Annotated in this window: 16 protein-coding genes; 10 read left to right on the top strand and 6 right to left on the bottom strand. The window is 42.2% G+C overall.

Annotated elements, in window-relative coordinates; translation table 11 throughout:
- Positions 1 to 129 precede the first annotated feature (129 nt).
- A complete protein-coding gene (locus BLS59_RS27195; RefSeq protein WP_091155630.1) occupies positions 130 to 1,047 on the bottom strand; it encodes a toprim domain-containing protein in 918 nt (305 codons plus the stop codon).
- Positions 1,048 to 1,196: 149 nt separating this feature from the next.
- On the opposite strand from BLS59_RS27195, the gene BLS59_RS27190 reads away from it, so the two are divergent.
- The 6 genes from BLS59_RS27190 (at position 1,197) to BLS59_RS27160 (ending at position 6,656) form a co-directional block, all read left to right on the top strand.
- Positions 1,197 to 1,475 carry a hypothetical protein gene (locus BLS59_RS27190; RefSeq protein ID WP_091155626.1) on the top strand — a complete coding sequence of 93 codons (279 nt, stop codon included), beginning with the start codon at positions 1,197 to 1,199 and terminating at the stop codon, positions 1,473 to 1,475.
- 487 nt (positions 1,476 to 1,962) lie between these two features.
- Positions 1,963 to 2,214 carry a hypothetical protein gene (locus tag BLS59_RS27185; protein ID WP_143014255.1) on the top strand — a complete coding sequence of 84 codons (252 nt, stop codon included), beginning with the start codon at positions 1,963 to 1,965 and terminating at the stop codon, positions 2,212 to 2,214.
- A gap of 71 nt (positions 2,215 to 2,285) precedes the next feature.
- A complete protein-coding gene (locus tag BLS59_RS27180) occupies positions 2,286 to 3,833 on the top strand; it encodes a PAS domain-containing sensor histidine kinase (RefSeq protein ID WP_240315354.1) in 1,548 nt (515 codons plus the stop codon).
- Positions 3,833 to 4,195 carry a response regulator gene (locus tag BLS59_RS27175; protein ID WP_091155620.1) on the top strand — a complete coding sequence of 121 codons (363 nt, stop codon included), beginning with the start codon at positions 3,833 to 3,835 and terminating at the stop codon, positions 4,193 to 4,195. The genes BLS59_RS27180 and BLS59_RS27175 overlap by 1 nt, the downstream gene beginning before the upstream one ends.
- 446 nt (positions 4,196 to 4,641) lie before the next feature.
- On the top strand, positions 4,642 to 4,833 hold the full coding sequence (locus tag BLS59_RS27165; protein ID WP_205411367.1) for a DUF1810 family protein: 192 nt from the start codon (positions 4,642 to 4,644) through the stop codon (positions 4,831 to 4,833).
- Positions 4,834 to 5,195: 362 nt separating this feature from the next.
- Positions 5,196 to 6,656 carry a sensor histidine kinase gene (locus BLS59_RS27160; protein ID WP_240315353.1) on the top strand — a complete coding sequence of 487 codons (1,461 nt, stop codon included), beginning with the start codon at positions 5,196 to 5,198 and terminating at the stop codon, positions 6,654 to 6,656.
- A 791-nt stretch (positions 6,657 to 7,447) separates the two neighbouring features.
- Here the strand turns inward: BLS59_RS27160 and BLS59_RS27150 are convergent.
- On the bottom strand, positions 7,448 to 8,029 hold the full coding sequence (locus tag BLS59_RS27150; protein ID WP_091155606.1) for a hypothetical protein: 582 nt from the start codon (positions 8,027 to 8,029) through the stop codon (positions 7,448 to 7,450).
- A 655-nt stretch (positions 8,030 to 8,684) separates the two neighbouring features.
- On the opposite strand from BLS59_RS27150, the gene BLS59_RS27145 reads away from it, so the two are divergent.
- Positions 8,685 to 9,206, top strand: a complete 522-nt coding sequence (locus BLS59_RS27145) for a hypothetical protein (protein WP_091155602.1) — start codon at positions 8,685 to 8,687, stop codon at positions 9,204 to 9,206.
- Between the two features lie 307 nt (positions 9,207 to 9,513).
- Positions 9,514 to 9,693: a hypothetical protein gene (locus BLS59_RS27140; protein WP_143014253.1), complete on the top strand. Its 180-nt coding sequence runs from the start codon at positions 9,514 to 9,516 to the stop codon at positions 9,691 to 9,693.
- Between the two features lie 215 nt (positions 9,694 to 9,908).
- Here BLS59_RS27140 and BLS59_RS27135 read toward each other — a convergent pair whose 3' ends face one another.
- Positions 9,909 to 10,583 (bottom strand): LytR/AlgR family response regulator transcription factor, encoded by a 675-nt coding sequence (locus tag BLS59_RS27135; protein WP_091155596.1) that lies wholly within the window; start codon positions 10,581 to 10,583, stop codon positions 9,909 to 9,911.
- Positions 10,580 to 11,659 carry a sensor histidine kinase gene (locus BLS59_RS27130; RefSeq protein ID WP_091155592.1) on the bottom strand — a complete coding sequence of 360 codons (1,080 nt, stop codon included), beginning with the start codon at positions 11,657 to 11,659 and terminating at the stop codon, positions 10,580 to 10,582. Before BLS59_RS27130 ends, BLS59_RS27135 begins: the two co-directional genes overlap by 4 nt.
- 184 nt (positions 11,660 to 11,843) lie before the next feature.
- Between BLS59_RS27130 and BLS59_RS27125 the strand changes: the two genes are divergently transcribed.
- A complete protein-coding gene (locus BLS59_RS27125) occupies positions 11,844 to 12,932 on the top strand; it encodes a TlpA disulfide reductase family protein (protein ID WP_091155589.1) in 1,089 nt (362 codons plus the stop codon).
- A 63-nt stretch (positions 12,933 to 12,995) separates the two neighbouring features.
- Here BLS59_RS27125 and BLS59_RS31880 read toward each other — a convergent pair whose 3' ends face one another.
- The gene (locus BLS59_RS31880; protein ID WP_162842788.1) at positions 12,996 to 13,133 is read right to left on the bottom strand and encodes a hypothetical protein; all 138 of its coding nucleotides are present in this window, start codon (positions 13,131 to 13,133) and stop codon (positions 12,996 to 12,998) included.
- Positions 13,134 to 13,890: 757 nt separating this feature from the next.
- Here BLS59_RS31880 and BLS59_RS27115 point away from each other — a divergent pair.
- Positions 13,891 to 14,232, top strand: coding sequence for a helix-turn-helix domain-containing protein (locus BLS59_RS27115; protein WP_091155586.1), 342 nt, complete (start codon positions 13,891 to 13,893; stop codon positions 14,230 to 14,232).
- 322 nt (positions 14,233 to 14,554) lie between these two features.
- Here BLS59_RS27115 and BLS59_RS27110 read toward each other — a convergent pair whose 3' ends face one another.
- Entirely contained in the window at positions 14,555 to 15,313 is a 759-nt protein-coding gene (locus BLS59_RS27110; protein ID WP_091155583.1) for a LytR/AlgR family response regulator transcription factor, read from the bottom strand.
- Between the last annotated feature and the right edge of the window lie 324 nt (positions 15,314 to 15,637).

Raw genomic sequence — 15,637 nt, 5'->3', positions numbered from 1 at the left:
CCCCGACTTCGGAGGGGGCGGCAAGATGCGGTTGTTGTTAAACAACCGGACATCTTGCCGATTGCAAAAAAGGCAATCTTCCGCCAGCTACCGGATGCCGGTACGCTTAAAATCCTCAAAACCTGCTCATTAACCAATCTTCTGTTTTAGCTGCTTTTTGGGTGCCAGTTCCTTTTTGGTCAGCCAGTCGTTCAAATCCTTGTATTTACTGTATAAGCCGCTTTCATCCCGATAGCTTTTATCCAATGACAAAGCGTATTTCGTATAAGCTATACCCGTGGTATCGTTGTCCAGCCATAGCCCAATGGTTTCGTGCTGCTCCATAAAAGGACGCGCCCGCTCAAAGAATGCGGCACTGTTCAGGATCACAAAGTTGGATGAGGCTGACGGCTCCTGCGGGCGCATACTTTTATAAGTTAAGAAGTCAAAAAAACCCTCGAAAACCTGCACCGTTTTTGCCCCGTTATTGATCGTAGTTATGTCTTTTGGCGCGCTGCTTTGCTTGACAATTTTGTTGCGCAATTCGTAGCCACCCGCATCGTTTTTAAAACCAATGGCATAGAACGAACGGCCCTCTATTTCATAGCTTACCTCGCAGCAAAATTGTTCCGCAACGGATACCGGCACCATGCGCTCATGCAGGTAATTTTTGAGCGGGTACGACCAGATCGGACGGTCGCCTTTGATGATGATCTTATTGGCTACCTTGTCCGAATTTTTATTCGCTACGAACGACATATCAGTGGGCTGGTGAAAAGAAAGATTACCGCCAAATTTCTCTTTGAGTTCCCCGATGGTACAATTAAAATAAAGCAGGCCGAAGTCGATCAGGTTGCCGCCCTTGCCGTCACCGTGATCGTACCATTTGTTCTTGCTACGGTTCACATGAAAGCTGGCATCCGCTTCGTTGCGAAGCGGCGACAGGTAATAATAATCCACCCCGTTGCGGCTCGGCTTCGCCGGTTCAAAACCTAAAGAAGCCAGGTAATCTACCATATCCAGCTGCCTGATCTCATCGAGGGACAACCCCTGTTTGTTTGCATCCATCACACTTAAATCTAAATCCACAATCACAAACCGAAAGCGAAATTAACCAGCGTAAATGGCATTCACCTATCCCCGCTAAATTTTGATGAGGATAGTCAAATGGCTATGGTTTAATTTTACAGCCATTAATTAACTTTTAATTTTAAAGTATGGCAACGAATGTGATGGCCCAGGTGTACGAAACGTTATTGTGCAGTCCTGGCATGAATGAGGCGGTGAAGGTCGATGTCAAGATCAACCGGAAGACGGTATTACTATTAAACAGCGTAATTGAAAGAGGGCTAACCGCAAAGGATGGTGAACAGGGATTGTTGGAATTGATCCCTAAAGAAACGGTCGAGGAACTTCAACAATTCTCAGATGAATGCCTGAAAAAAGCCGGGCTTACGGAATTGAGTGAAAAGATGAAAGGCTGGAACACTAAGTAAACTATCCGCCATCGGCTATTAAGTACGGCCTGTCGGCAACGGTAGGCCTTTTTTGGAAGTAGCGTACACAAACCGTTCTAAATTTCAACCGTTGCAGGTGTATTCTCCCTGCGTCCCAAGCCGGTGCCACGCTATCTATTCCGGCTACCCGGGATGAGGTGAAACTCGGCTTGACGACGCGGGATTTTACGATACGCAATGCAGTAAACCGTATTCGTGAAACAGGAGATTTATTCTTTCCGGGTCACATTTGGCTGCTTATATTCTTTTCGCATTTCAATTAGCATTTTATCGGTAATCAAATCTGCCAAAAGATGTTTCTTTTTGACATAGTATCTTTTAGATAATGTAAATAACTAGCCATTACTCGGCGTTATTGTTTCTTCATATATATATTAATTGCGCATTAAAATATAGTTTCGATTTGGTAAACAAAACAGGAATGTTATTGATTGTCATAGATATACGATTCTAATTAATAATGAAGATGGAGAAGCCCTTAAAGATTGAGATTAGCAGCACGGATGGCAGTAAGCAATGGTGTACATTAATAGAAAAACGTAATAACCAGAATGGTCAAATGCTCTATACATTCCGTAGTGAACAAACAGGTAATGATTTTTTAATCAGCAAGCATGGCAACGAATGGGGACATTTACAGGGTGATTTGCCAAATGCTGAATGCGTTAAAGAATTAGGCAATTACATTGACGGGACCGACCATGACGATAATGATTAAAGCAAGGTATATACAAATGATCCATGGCAGGATATTTGCATCGACCCTAAAATCAAGTAATTAATATTGTTTTGGATAGTTTATACAACGGCAGCTTTAATATTTCAAATGAAACATCTCAGGAGGATTTCAGGCTGCTTTTAAAAGCGCTCGACGCTTCAATTTCCGGCATTATCTTAACCGACAACCGGCTTCAAGATAACCCAATTATTTATTGTAATAAAGCTTTTGAAGAAATTTCCGGGTACGACAGAAATGAGATCATTGGACATAACTGTCGTTTTTTGCAGAAAGAAGATCGTGACCAAAAAGAACGTTCTTTTTTAAGAGATGCCATTAGGGACGGAAAGAGTTGTGTGGTCGATATCCGCAACTACAAAAAAGACGGAACGCTTTTCTATAATGAACTATACATGTCGCCCATTAAGGACGATGAGGGTAAAGTAATTTATTTTATAGGCGTTCAAAACGACGTAACCAAGCGAAAAAAGGTTGAGCAGGAATTACGTCAGCAGCAGGAGATCATGGAGAAGCGTGTTGCAGAACGCACTAAAAGTCTGAAGGAAAGTGAAGACTACCTTAACAGCATTGTACAGACGGTCAGGGAAAGTCTGATCGTTCTTGATCCTGAGTTTAAAGTGCTAAGCGTTAACGATCATTTTCTGAAGACATTTAAGGTGACCAGTGAAGATACCTTAGGAAAATTGCTTTACGATCTTGGAAACGGACAATGGGACATATCGGCATTAAAAGAATTACTGGAAAGCATTTTACCGACCAACAATCCTGTCGAAGAGTTTGAGGTCGAACATGATTTTCCGCACATAGGAAAAAAACTGATGTTATTGAACGCACATCGGATTGAATTGGAAGGCCAATATAAGGACCGCATATTAATAGCCATTGAGGATATTACAGACCGCAGGGAGATCGAACGGCGTAAGGATGATTTTTTGTCCATTGCCAGTCATGAATTAAAAACACCGCTAACCACGATCAAAGGGTTGGTGCAGGTTATGCAAAGGATGGTGCCACCGGAAGTTAATGATAAATTCAAAGCTATCTTAGATAAAACCGGGGTTTATATCAACCGGTTAAATAATTTGATCGCAGAATTACTCGATGTGTCCCGTATACAAACCGGCAATATCGAATTGCATAAAGAGGAGTTTGATTTTGATAAAACCGTTCACGAAACAGTAGAGGCAATTCAGGTGGCAACGAAATCACATGAAATTCAAATTGTAGGAAATACCAACGAACGCATTAAAGCAGATGAATCGCATATCATCCAGGTGATCAATAATTTGCTTTCCAATGCGATCAAATATTCACCTGATCATAAAGCCATTATCGTTTACCTATCCCGTGTAAGCGACTTTGCTAAATTTTCGATTACCGATAAGGGAATGGGCATCAAGTTGGAAGACCAGAAAAAGATATTTGACCGCTTCTTCCGTGTGGGCGATATCCAGCAGCGTTTTCCGGGCATGGGTATCGGATTGTACATCTGCGATCAGATCATCAAAAACCATGGTGGTTCACTATTGGTGGAGAGTGAAACCGGTAACGGTTCGACATTTAGTTTTACACTTCCGTTAAACATCATAACAGCCTAATGACAAACAAAACTATACTGATCTGTGATGATGATGAAGGCATATTGGATATGCTCGAAATTGTATTAGAAGGAAACGGATACCATATTATTCCCGTCCAAAACAGTTTAAATTTATATGAAGTTATTGACCGCGAGCATCCTGACTTGTTGTTGCTTGACCTTTGGATGCCTGTGCTATCAGGAGACCAAGTGTTAAGAAGCTTAAGAAAAAATCCCGACACGCAAGATCTCCCTGTAATCGTAATATCAGCCAGCAGGGACGGTCAGCAAATTGCCGTTAACGCTGGTGCAAATGACTTTATGGCGAAGCCTTTTGACGTTGATTTTCTCCTGCAAAAAATTCAAGAGTACGTAAATTAATTTGTCAAAGTATAGCTGTGACTATGAGCCTAAAATTATGATTGATTGTTGACGTTCAATCATCATACCTGAAAATGTACATGGCGTGATCGATTGCGCTTACGCCATCGTTGTGCCGCTGTTGCCTGAGGCGATTGTATTTAAAAACACGCTGCACGCAAAAAATATTTGCCGCGCGCTCGGAGTGGGTGCGATAAGCCTATACGTTATTGATAAACGCAAGATGGGGCATTTTTCCTTTGATACCTTTTAGAAAACATTTGCTGCTGGATGCTTCCGTAAGTTTGCTCGCCTTAGCCACGCCTTGGTTGTTTGGCTTTTCCAAAATTGCAAGGGTCCGCAATACATTGATCGCTGTGGGCGTGGCACGCCTTGCGGCTACCATTCTGACTAACCGGGATGAAAGGGTCAATGAAAGCGACGATTATTTGTTTATATAATACCGTATGCAAACTGAAGTAATGATCATGGGAAACAATAATTTACAATGCTTTAAGTACGCCCAGAAGCGTGATTGTACCATTGCCTATGATGAAATAAAAGCTGGTCGCAAACGCAGTCATTGGATGTGGTATATCTTCCCGCAGGTTGCCGGTTTAGGGACGACTGAAACATCCTGTGGTGCTATCAATACATAAAAGAAGCAACGGATTCCCGATGGACCAGAATATTTGCAAAGCCTTCCTGGAATTGGAAACTAACGACCCAACGGCGGTCTTTGAAAGCTCCGAAGATCTGAAACTGAAATCCTCTATAGTTTGTTCGACTCGGTTCCTGCTACCTTCCCTGTTTTTGGCCAGATACTGAAAAAGCGCTACCAGGGAGAACGGGATAGCCGAACATTAGATTTATTGGAAAAAAATCATTAAGCGCTGATGAGGAAGATCATCAACATATCGTAGCGGAAGGGCGCCAATTAGTCAGCTGATCCAAACCATTTTAACATTGTATATTAGCTGTTGCTATGACCGGACATCGACCCTCTTCTGAAATGCTGAAAATGCTGCAGACAGCGCCGAATATTTATTTGGTGCTGTCACCGGAGCTGTATATTCTGACCGCCAGCAACCTTTACCTGGAAGCGACCGAAACCACGCGCGAAACGATAGTGGGTAAACATATTTTTGAGGCCTTCCCGGAAAACCCGGAGCTGCCCGATGCCAGTGGCGTAAAAAACATCAACGCTTCCCTGCAGGAGGTACTGCGCACCGGCAAACCGCATAAAATGAGAATCCAGCGCTATGACGTGCCGGATATCCACCATCCCGGTAAATTTATCACGCGTTACTGGGACCCCAGCCATACACCCGTTTTTGATGATAACGGGGCGCTTTCCTATATTATCCAGTTGGCCAACAACGTGACCGAACAGGTATTGGCCGATAAGGTGCGTCAGAAGCTGGAGATCAGCGAGCGGCACTTCCGGCTCCTGGCTGACCTGGTGCCCGCCAAGATCAGTAATGCCAGGCCTAACGGGGAGGTAACCTATTTCAATCAGCGATGGCTGGATTACGCCCACCTCAGCTTTGAAGAATTGCGGGACTTCGGTTATTACCAGATGATGCATCCCGATGAGATCCCGGTGTTTACTGAGCGCCTGGCTGCGGCCGCAAAAGAAAAGAAACCGATAGAAATGGAGATGCGTTTTAAAAATGCGGCGGGTGATTACCGCTGGCATCTGAACATCGCCTCGCCGGTGCTGGACGACAATGGAGAGATCACCATGTGGGTGGGCTCCACGACCGAGATTCAGCGGCTCAAGGAAGACGATCAAAGAAAGAGCGATTTTATCGGTATGGTCAGTCACGAACTAAAAACACCGTTGACCTCCCTAACCGCCATCTTACAAGTGGTCGAAACCAAGCTGCGAAAAAGTGACGATACCTTTGTTACCGGTGCGCTGGAAAAGGCCAATCAGCAAACAAAAAGGATGAGCCAGCTGATCAATGGCTTCCTCAATATATCACGCCTGGAGTCCGGTAAAATAGCCATTGAAAGACGGTCTTTCCTGATCGGCGGGCTGATCCGTGAAGTTATTGAAGAGGTCAGCCTGGCAGGCACCACACATATTTTTGAACTGCAAAGCTGCGGTAAAACGGTCGTCCAGGCCGACCAGCCTAAAATAAGTTCTGTGTTATCGAACCTGTTGAGCAACGCGGTCAAATATTCCCCGAAAGGCTCCAGGATATGGGTCAGCTGCGAAGCCTTTGAGGGAGAACTGCGGGTGAGCATTGCCGATGAAGGCATCGGGATCAGGCCCGAGGATCGTGAGAAGATTTTCGAGCGATTCTATCGTGTCAAATCTAACAGTCATATTTCCGGGTTCGGTATTGGGCTCTACCTTAGTGCAGAGATCGTGGAACATCACGGGGGCCGCATTTGGGTGGAAAGCGAAACGGGGAAAGGGTCTGTTTTTTATTTTACGTTGCCGCTCAACAAGTCAGCGGCTCGGAATCAATGATGCGGATCACCTTATCGGCCATATCTTCCAAATCGAAGGGATTGCGCAGATATCTCTGGCTCGGATTCACTTGCGATCAGCTCGATCTCACTGGCCGCGGACAGCTTGATCACCTGAATAGTGCCAGCGCGCCTATGGTTAGATCTGGCGGCAAAGGCGGTGACCGGGCTTCCTGTTAATGAATTCACCGAACGGGGTCATATCCGGCAGGAATGGGTTATTGACAAACTTTGTGACGGCATAATAATCGACAGAGAGCATTTGAAATTACCATCTGAGCAGCTTAAGTTATTATGTAAACATGGCTTGGTATTGATTCACTTGACCTTTTGACTTAAGCCCCTACCATAAAAGCTGCTCAAGAAGATCAGTGCCCCGTTAAATCGTCGGGAATCACCGCTCTTAAGAAATCGAGCATCCAGACCAAAGAAACCATCCATTGATTATATCGTGTGGATGATCTATATTAAGTCAAAATAGGAAATCTATTTATTCCGTCTCGAATTGTCTACGGTCGTTAACCCGACTGGAAATCGCTGAAATCCAACACTGATTTTCAGCAATTCAAACACTGTCATGTTTTTGCTTGTCTGAATTAGTAACCCTTCAGTCTAAGTAAAACTATAGATCCGTTACCAGCCATACTAATCAAGGTTGAGATTAAAAGCGGAAGTTAAAGTTTGGATATCTAATTTTTACAAACAAAATTTAAGTTACCAATCGTTGTCTGAGTTTTCAATAAACAAAAAAACGCCAAGTTGATCTAGCTTGGCGTTCATAATATTTAGATGTTATCTTACGTCATTCTTTACTTTATTTGCTGTACTTCTTCCCGGCAAATAAATCTGTAGTCCAAACGATAGATCTAGATTGGACTGATTAAAGGAATCTCCAAACCCAAACACTCCTTTGTATTTTAATAAAGTCTCTAAACCAATGTTAGGTGTAATAAAATAAGCGAAACCAGGACCAACGCCAAGATCTAATCCGTTTGTATGGCCTCCGCCATCGCTAACATTGGTACCTCCAATTCCAACATTTGCTTCAGCAAATAAACGTCCATGACGTAATACCTGAACATCAGAGCCGGTGTAATAACGACCAAGCGCACCTACGCCATAGTTTGTTGTAGTACTGGAGCCTTTCGCAGTTTTAATTCCGAGATTAACATAGCCACCCAGAGCCACATTGTCCTGAATAAACCAAGCTGCTTTTGGTGTAATGTCAAGACTGAACACCTTCGCACCATTTAAGCCTAGGTTTAAATCGGCAAAGTTGCCTCCAACCATTACGTTGCCTTTTTGAATTTGTGCCTTTAATGTAAGTGTTGACAACGAAATTGCTAAAATTGTAAATAAAGTAAACTTTTTCATGTATATAAGTGTAATGGCAATAACACCATGTTAGAGCCTCTTACAATACACTCATAAGCAAAAAAAGTTCTCATTAATTAAAAACACGATAGCAAGGTTGCAGTTTGTAAGCTTAAAAGTTAAATTAGAAGACAAGCCAATGCTGTTTGGACGATGTTGTCTGGCGTAAGAATGAAGGCAAGGTTTTAAATTTTATTGTAGGCGTGGAAGCAATTGCGAGCTAAACCCGAAAACATGACTTTAAAGCGGAATTATACAAATTAGAAAATACAATGGTGTTCGGGCAGCTCCCGCTTGCCGAGAATTTCCACAGCCTGATCTAAACCCGGCAGAATTTCCGTTCCTTCGTTCATATCGTGTAACTCGCAAATGATGCTTTCTATACTTCCTTACTTAGATCCATTATAAAGCCTTGACATCAGAAAGATTATCTGCACCCATGAATCACACTGTTCCGAAACGGCGGTCATTATTTGACCGTTAGTTAGACTTGATTTCTGAGTAACACAATCCAATGATGTGCCTCCTACAGAAACACCTGGTCATGGCATCTGGAATACAGTCAGGCAAACAATTTAACAAAATATTGAACTTACATTCATCACACTTTCCGCCCAAATATTTCCGTTTATTAAAGTTATAAACTCACGGCTCAATGTTAAAGCCATTCGAGCCCCCAAACGCAAAGGATGTGATCACGATCGACATTAAGCATTTCTGGGAAGCTTTCGATCAGCTGAAAACCGGTAAGACGTTTGATGACAGTGTACGTATCATACAGACAGTTTATCTGGACTGGGCAAGCAATGGACTTAAAGAATTTGCGCGGGTAAGATATTTCTCAGCTGAATTTTATATCGAAAGGATCAAAAAGTATAAGAAATTTTATGAAAGCGTACGTGAGAATACTTTATTGTTCTTAGATACGAAGGACCTGTCCGGGATCATTGAAAGAACACGTTCCCTATATGCTGACGGTAAACTTGCAAAGGTGGCAATCACTATGGGCCCAATGTATTCCGGCGGAACGCTGTCAGACAATTATGTATTGATCGGGATTGAAATGCTCGCGGGAGACCGTAACTGCGATGTGTCGGAGATCATTAACGAAAATCTTAAGACCGACATCCTGGCACGCTCCGGCCAAGCGGATGTACTTCAGCGGATAGCCAATTGACTGAATATAGTGATGTGAGAATAAAATCATTTTGCCAATACGTAGAAAAAAGACACGGCCATTGGAAAGCATTAAGGGCTTGGATTCTATAAAGTTTGGGATGTATAAGTGGCAAGATAAGGATAAATGGCCCAACATGCAGTCTCTCATACTATTTAGAACAAAGCTTGGCCCCTCACTGTTGCAGTTGGGTAAAAACTTTTTGCCTAAAGCCATACCAGAACTGAAATCATATTAATCGCTTCTGCCGGAACATTTTAATCTGTTCATCTAATTGCGGCACAAAGGCTGGTTCATGCTGGACACAATGAATGAAGTTATCAAATTTTTTAAATCCCACGGCAAAGGCTTTGCCATAACCAATACGCCGGGCAGACGGGACATTTTGCACATGAAACTAACTACACCACATGCGTTTATACGATTTTCTGCATCCGGTGATAAAGCGATTGACAAACAGCGGCTGGATTTTGGAATGACAAAATAAACCACTGGAAAAAGCTTGGCCTTAAATCGATAGGCTTTTTTTCATCAGTCATCCGAATCCACGCTATGAACCGGAACTATGCGAATATTTGAAACAAAAGTTTTCGCGAGGCTAACCGTCGGTTTAAATAGGTACCTCCGTATTATAATACATCCTTATCAATGGCAGTTTGCTTATAATTGTGATTAGATTATAAGGTCGGCACCACTACAATTTCACATAATTTTCTCCAAGTTACTGCGGTAATTTTCGCCCACCGGTATGATCTCATTACCCACATAAACGTTGTTTTTATCCGCCTGGCTGATCGCGGCTCGGTTCACCAGGTAAGAACGGTGCACCCGCAGAAAAGCAGGTGAAGGCAATAGCTCGGCAAGGTATTTCATCGTCATGTGCGTCAGGTGGTTGCCGCTCCTTGTACAGATTAAAATATAATCTTTCACCGATTGTGCATACAGCAGATCCCCATGGAAAAGTTTGATCAGTCGGCCAGACACTTTGAAGTAGGTATAATCTTTAGCATCCGTCAGTTCGGAAGGGCGCATCTTCAGCAGCTTGCGGATGCTTTTCTCAAACCTTTCGAAAGTGATCGGCTTGAGCAGGTAATCAATGGCTTCCAGTTCGAAACCTTTGACCGCATGTTCGGCGAAAGCAGTGGTGAAAATAACAGCAGGAGGCGTTTTCAGGGAACTGACAAAATCCAGGCCGCTGATGCCAGGCATTTTGATATCGAGAAACATCAAGTCGACCTCCTGATCGTGCAGGACCTTAAAAGCATCAAGCGCATTGCCGCATTTAGCGACTAATTCCAATTGGGGTGTACGGCTGATGAAATGCTCCAGTACCTCCAGCGCCAAAGGTTCGTCATCGATTAGAATACACCGGATCATGGGTTAGTCAGAATTAAATTCACTTCATATAATGCGGGTGTCTCGTTAATGTCCAGCTGATACCGGTCAGGATACAAGATATCCAGCCTTTTACGCACATTATGAATACCGATCCCGGATATAGCTACTTTTTTTAAGGCCTGTGGGATACTGTTACTCACCTGTAAGGTGAGGTTCTGGTCCGTCTGACAGATTACGATGTGGACAAACCCGTTTTTTGTTTCTTCTTCCAATCCGTGCTTGAATGCGTTTTCAATAAAAGGCAGCAATAATAGCGGCTTCATGTAGGAATCGGGCCGGATACCCTGCACGTCATATTGGATACTCATTTGCTCCTGGTAACGTATTTTTTCGACTTCAATGTAATCAGATAGAAAAGTGATTTCCCGGGATAAGAGAACAGTTGACTGGTCGGCTTCATAGAGGATGTATCGCATCATTTCACCAAGCCGCGCTACCATGGGTGCAGTTTGGGTGGATTGCTTGAGCGCCAGCGCATAAATATTATTGATCGTGTTGAAAAAAAAATGTGGGTGGAGCTGAGCTTTCAGGTAATTGAGTTCAGAAACCAGCTGTTGTTCTTTCAGTTCTTTCATTTCCCGTTCCTGGGTGAGCGACCTGATCAGAAAAGCCAAGCCAATTAACGGAATTATAGAACGGGTAACTCTATAATTGAACGTAAAAATAATATGTGGCCTTAAAAGGTCTTCAACCGCCCGCTTTTTCAAACTGTTTGAAACCAAGTCGGTATGAATAATCACCCAGTTACTCGGAAACTTATAAATTAACTGATCCACAATCACAAAGCCAACGCTGCAAAGAATAATGCCGATAATCTTGCGTTCAAATACATAGCGCTTTAGGAACGCAAAGTAATAGATGGCATAAATGATGAGTGAAAAGCTGCCCGTGATCAGCCGATAACCGGTATCCTCAGCAAACTTGGTAATGTCGTGCTTTTCATAGGCGCTGTACTCCAGGTCGCTGATGAGCGAAACACCGAAGGACAGAAAAAGCAGGAAACTCAGCTCTACCCAAAAGTATTTCTGGTCTATTTTAAAATGAGTCGCCTTCATGATGCAAAATAGAGATTATTAGTTGGGCCGGAAATGAACGTAACAGCTTTTTCGACTAAGCCCCGTATTTTTTCGACTAACTTGCCGTGAAAATACCTCGTCGAAAATATAAGCGCCCCGGTCTAATTCTTGAAAATCCTATCGTTGTGCAGTGTAGTTTTGGAATAAGTAATTCAACCGCATCATGAAATATCTATTCCTTCTGTTAGCTGCTTGTATCTTATCGGCCTTTGCGTTTATCCCAGCTGCCCCTGGTTACCGGATCAACGGTACAGTTACCGGGTTACCTGATAGTACCTGGCTTTACCTGCGTACAGGTAAACCCGATATACAAATTGATTCATGCCGTGTCATCGGCGGAAAATTCAATATGACGGGCCGTATTGCTGAAAAAGCGGTACCGGTATACCTACATACCGCAAAATACACCAACTATGTAAGTTTCTGGTTGGAAAACACGCTTATCAATATAACCGTTAAGGCTGGTGAATTTAAAAAAGGCTTGATCAGCGGCTCGGCCACCGAAGATGAGAGCAGGCGGCTCGACCGATTACGAAAACCTTTCAACGAGGCAGCAGACAGCCTGAGGCAAATTCTAGCTAAGACAAGGGACAGTTCCGAACGTAAAAGCCTTATATCCCAGATCAGGCTATCTAGTAACAGGGTAGAAGAAGTTGAAAAAGATTGGGTTAAAAACTATCCGAATTCCTTGGTATCAGCCAATATTCTGGATATTTATGCGATCGTGTGGGGAAAGGAAATAGCGCAGGCGCTTTATGAGCGACTGAGCCCGGAAATGAAGGCTACACAGTACGGCCGCAATATCAGGGATTACCTGGCATTGAACAAAAACCCGAAAGTGGGCGATCATTATACCGACTTTGAACAACTGAATACCGAGGGAAAAGCGGTCAGGCTATCGCAGATTAAAGGCAAATATATTTTGCTGGATTTTTGGGCTTCCTGGTGCGGCCCTTGCCGGGAGGAAAACCCACAGCTTGCACAGACTTATGCCCGCTTCAAGGACAAGGGTTTTGCGATCTTGGGTGTGTCGATGGACGAGAACAAAAGCCAGTGGCTACAGGCCGTAAAGAAAGATCAGCTGATATGGGAAAATGTAAGCGACTTGCGTGGCGATAAAAACAAAGCCACGCTGATGTATGGCGTTTCGGCTATCCCCGATAACTTCTTGATTGACCAAAATGGAATTATTATCGCCAAAAACCTGCGAGGGGAAGCATTAGATGATCAACTAAAAAAATTATTACCGTAAAGAGTATAGCTACCAATGAATTTATCTGTGATAATTATCATGACTGGATCAGGCGCAAAAGAATTATGCCTGCGAAAACAAGGTCATCAGGTAATCGTTCATCAGGTCGAAATAAAGGTCTTTAGCCAGCGTATAACTGTTCGGCAGGATGTCTGTACCTTCGGATCGCAGAACGCCGCTGTATTTAGACGAGCGTATCAAATATTAGGGGGTTGGCAATTCAAACTACCAGTCTAGAGAGGTGGGAGAAGCATTCAAGACGCTTGGAGATGCAAAAATTGTATGTTTGAGCTATCCGACCACCGACATGGCCCCGCCAATAAAATCAGATTTAAAGAGATCTCCCAGGCTACAGTTTTTAGATACGGGTTTGGTAAATTATTCTTTGGGCATTTAGGCCAAGATGCTGGCAATGGAGGATCTGAACTAGCATATAAAGGCGCAATTATTTCGCACCTGATTATCTAGAAACTTATATCACTACAAAGTATTTCATCACAAACGCCGAATTTTTGGGTTAGGGAAAAGAACAATCCAATGCCGAAATTGATTTGCTCTCTACCTTTAACAAACTGGTTATTCCTATTGAAATAAAGTCAGACAGTACGCTCCTTAAAATCGCTACATCAATTTATTGAAGGCGCCGATCATCCTTATGCGATTCGGAGGTATGATGGTATATCTAAGTGCGAACATGCCACGACTCCTAAAAAAAGCCATACCTGTTGATGAATTTACCTTACTACGCAGGTACGGCCTTGCCCCAATACATAGAGTGGTTCGTTCAGGAAAAAATTCAGTATACAGCCACCCCAAAATCCTGTCGGTTTATAGCTTTTCAAAAGGGTTATTGAACAATTTTGGTATTGATTTTAATTGTATGATAAAATAAAATGCCAAACAATTGATAAAACTTATAAGAATACTTTATTTTCGGGATTAGATTAATGTTAGGTAAATGAGTAGTATCGGCAAAAAAATAAGACTTCTTAGGCATCAGCACGGTTGGAGCCAGGAAGATGTAGCGAAAAAACTGGATATTTCAATTCCGGCATTTTCAAAGATTGAAACCGGGATTACAGATGTGAACCTTTCCCGCATTAAACAGATCGCTGCATTATTTGACCTCTCGGTTGTAGAGTTACTAACGTACGATGATACTGTAGGCACTCCTGCACATCGCGATCAATTGAATGAGCTAAACGAAAAGCTGCGCAGCCGTGAAGATGAGGTGATCAATTTGCAGAAAAAAGTGATAGAACTTTTTGGGGCTCTTAGAAGTCAACAAGTCCCTGCGTGAAGATATATAATTGCTAACAAGCTAAGCCCCTTTTATTATAGCTTAACGACCATTTTACAGAGTGCTAAAGCGTTATATAAGCGAAGGGATAGACTTTTTGCGTACGGATTCCATGTAAAACTTATAGCTGTCAATATGGATATCTATTTTAATTCCATTAACGAATAAACAACCCTCTGTTTCAATGTAAAATCGTCGCCAATGAAATTATATAAAGTTTGTTGCTAACCAAATTAGTCATGAATCAACTTTGTGAGCTAAACCGAAGATTTTAAGCGCTAATATAAGCGCATAACTACCTGATTAGAGGTAAGTGTAAGACTCATGATCTTTTTCTTGATGTTTTAAATAGCTTGTTCGATAGATAGTTGACGAAAGGCTCCCTGTAACTTTCACCTACCGTGAAAGTGAGTTTATTACACATTTTGATCGTATTGCCGTCTATATAATCAACATAAGCAGTTGATATAATAAAAGCTCTATGGAATTGCTGGAAGCCTTCCCTGGCACCGAGTAATTCCATAACATCTTTGATAGTTAAGTAAGCAGTTAACATTTTGTTGCTTGTAAGATGTATTTTAATGTAATTGTGGGAGCTTTCAAATGCTATCACATCGTTGTACATTACCTTAACAATTCGAAGATCTTCTTCCTTATTTTTAACCAAAAAATAATTATCCTCTCTATTTGGTTCCCGGTTTATTTCTGACTGCTTTACCGCTGGCTCGCTGGGGAAAAAGCGATTGATAGTTGTCGTGAACTTGCCAAACGTAAAGGGCTTCAGTAAATAGGCATCACCTTCAGCCTCGAATGCATCAAAAGCGTATTTGGAATGAGCCGTGGTGAAGATAAGTTTGTGGGTTTTTGATCTTAAGGCCCGCGCCAATTCCAAACCCGACATATTTGGCATGTCAATATCCATAAAAATTATATCGATCTTATTATCACCACTAACCTTTTCTAAAGCCGTCTGGGGGTCAGTATAAATATCAACGATATTTAACCTTGGAACCAAAGCAATATATTTTTTTATCGCTTCTACGGAAAATTGTTCATCATCTATTATGACACAGTTTATCATACAACTCTTATTAACGATTTCTATAAAATACAGGTTTGTTTTTCAGAGAGTAATTCTGATAAGAAACAAAATAAGTAATAATTTATATATACGTAAACCAATAAATTTCAGTACGAACGCTTTGTAAAATAATTTCGTAATCACGTACTTTCCTAGGCTCCTCCTTGCGTATTAATCTTCAGCACCAATGCTTTCAAACCTTGTTTATAAAATCATTAAAGCTATTAAATACTAACTCGATTTTCTACCACCCTGTTGATTTATTACTTTAAAATACCTGTTATTTAAAATTAAACGTAATAATGATTAAATCCCTATTTGTTG

The sequence above is a fragment of the Mucilaginibacter pineti genome, from assembly GCF_900101875.1.
Taxonomy (GTDB): domain Bacteria; phylum Bacteroidota; class Bacteroidia; order Sphingobacteriales; family Sphingobacteriaceae; genus Mucilaginibacter; species Mucilaginibacter pineti.
Note: the sequence above shows the minus strand (reverse complement) of the source record. Positions and strands in the feature narration are given on the sequence as shown.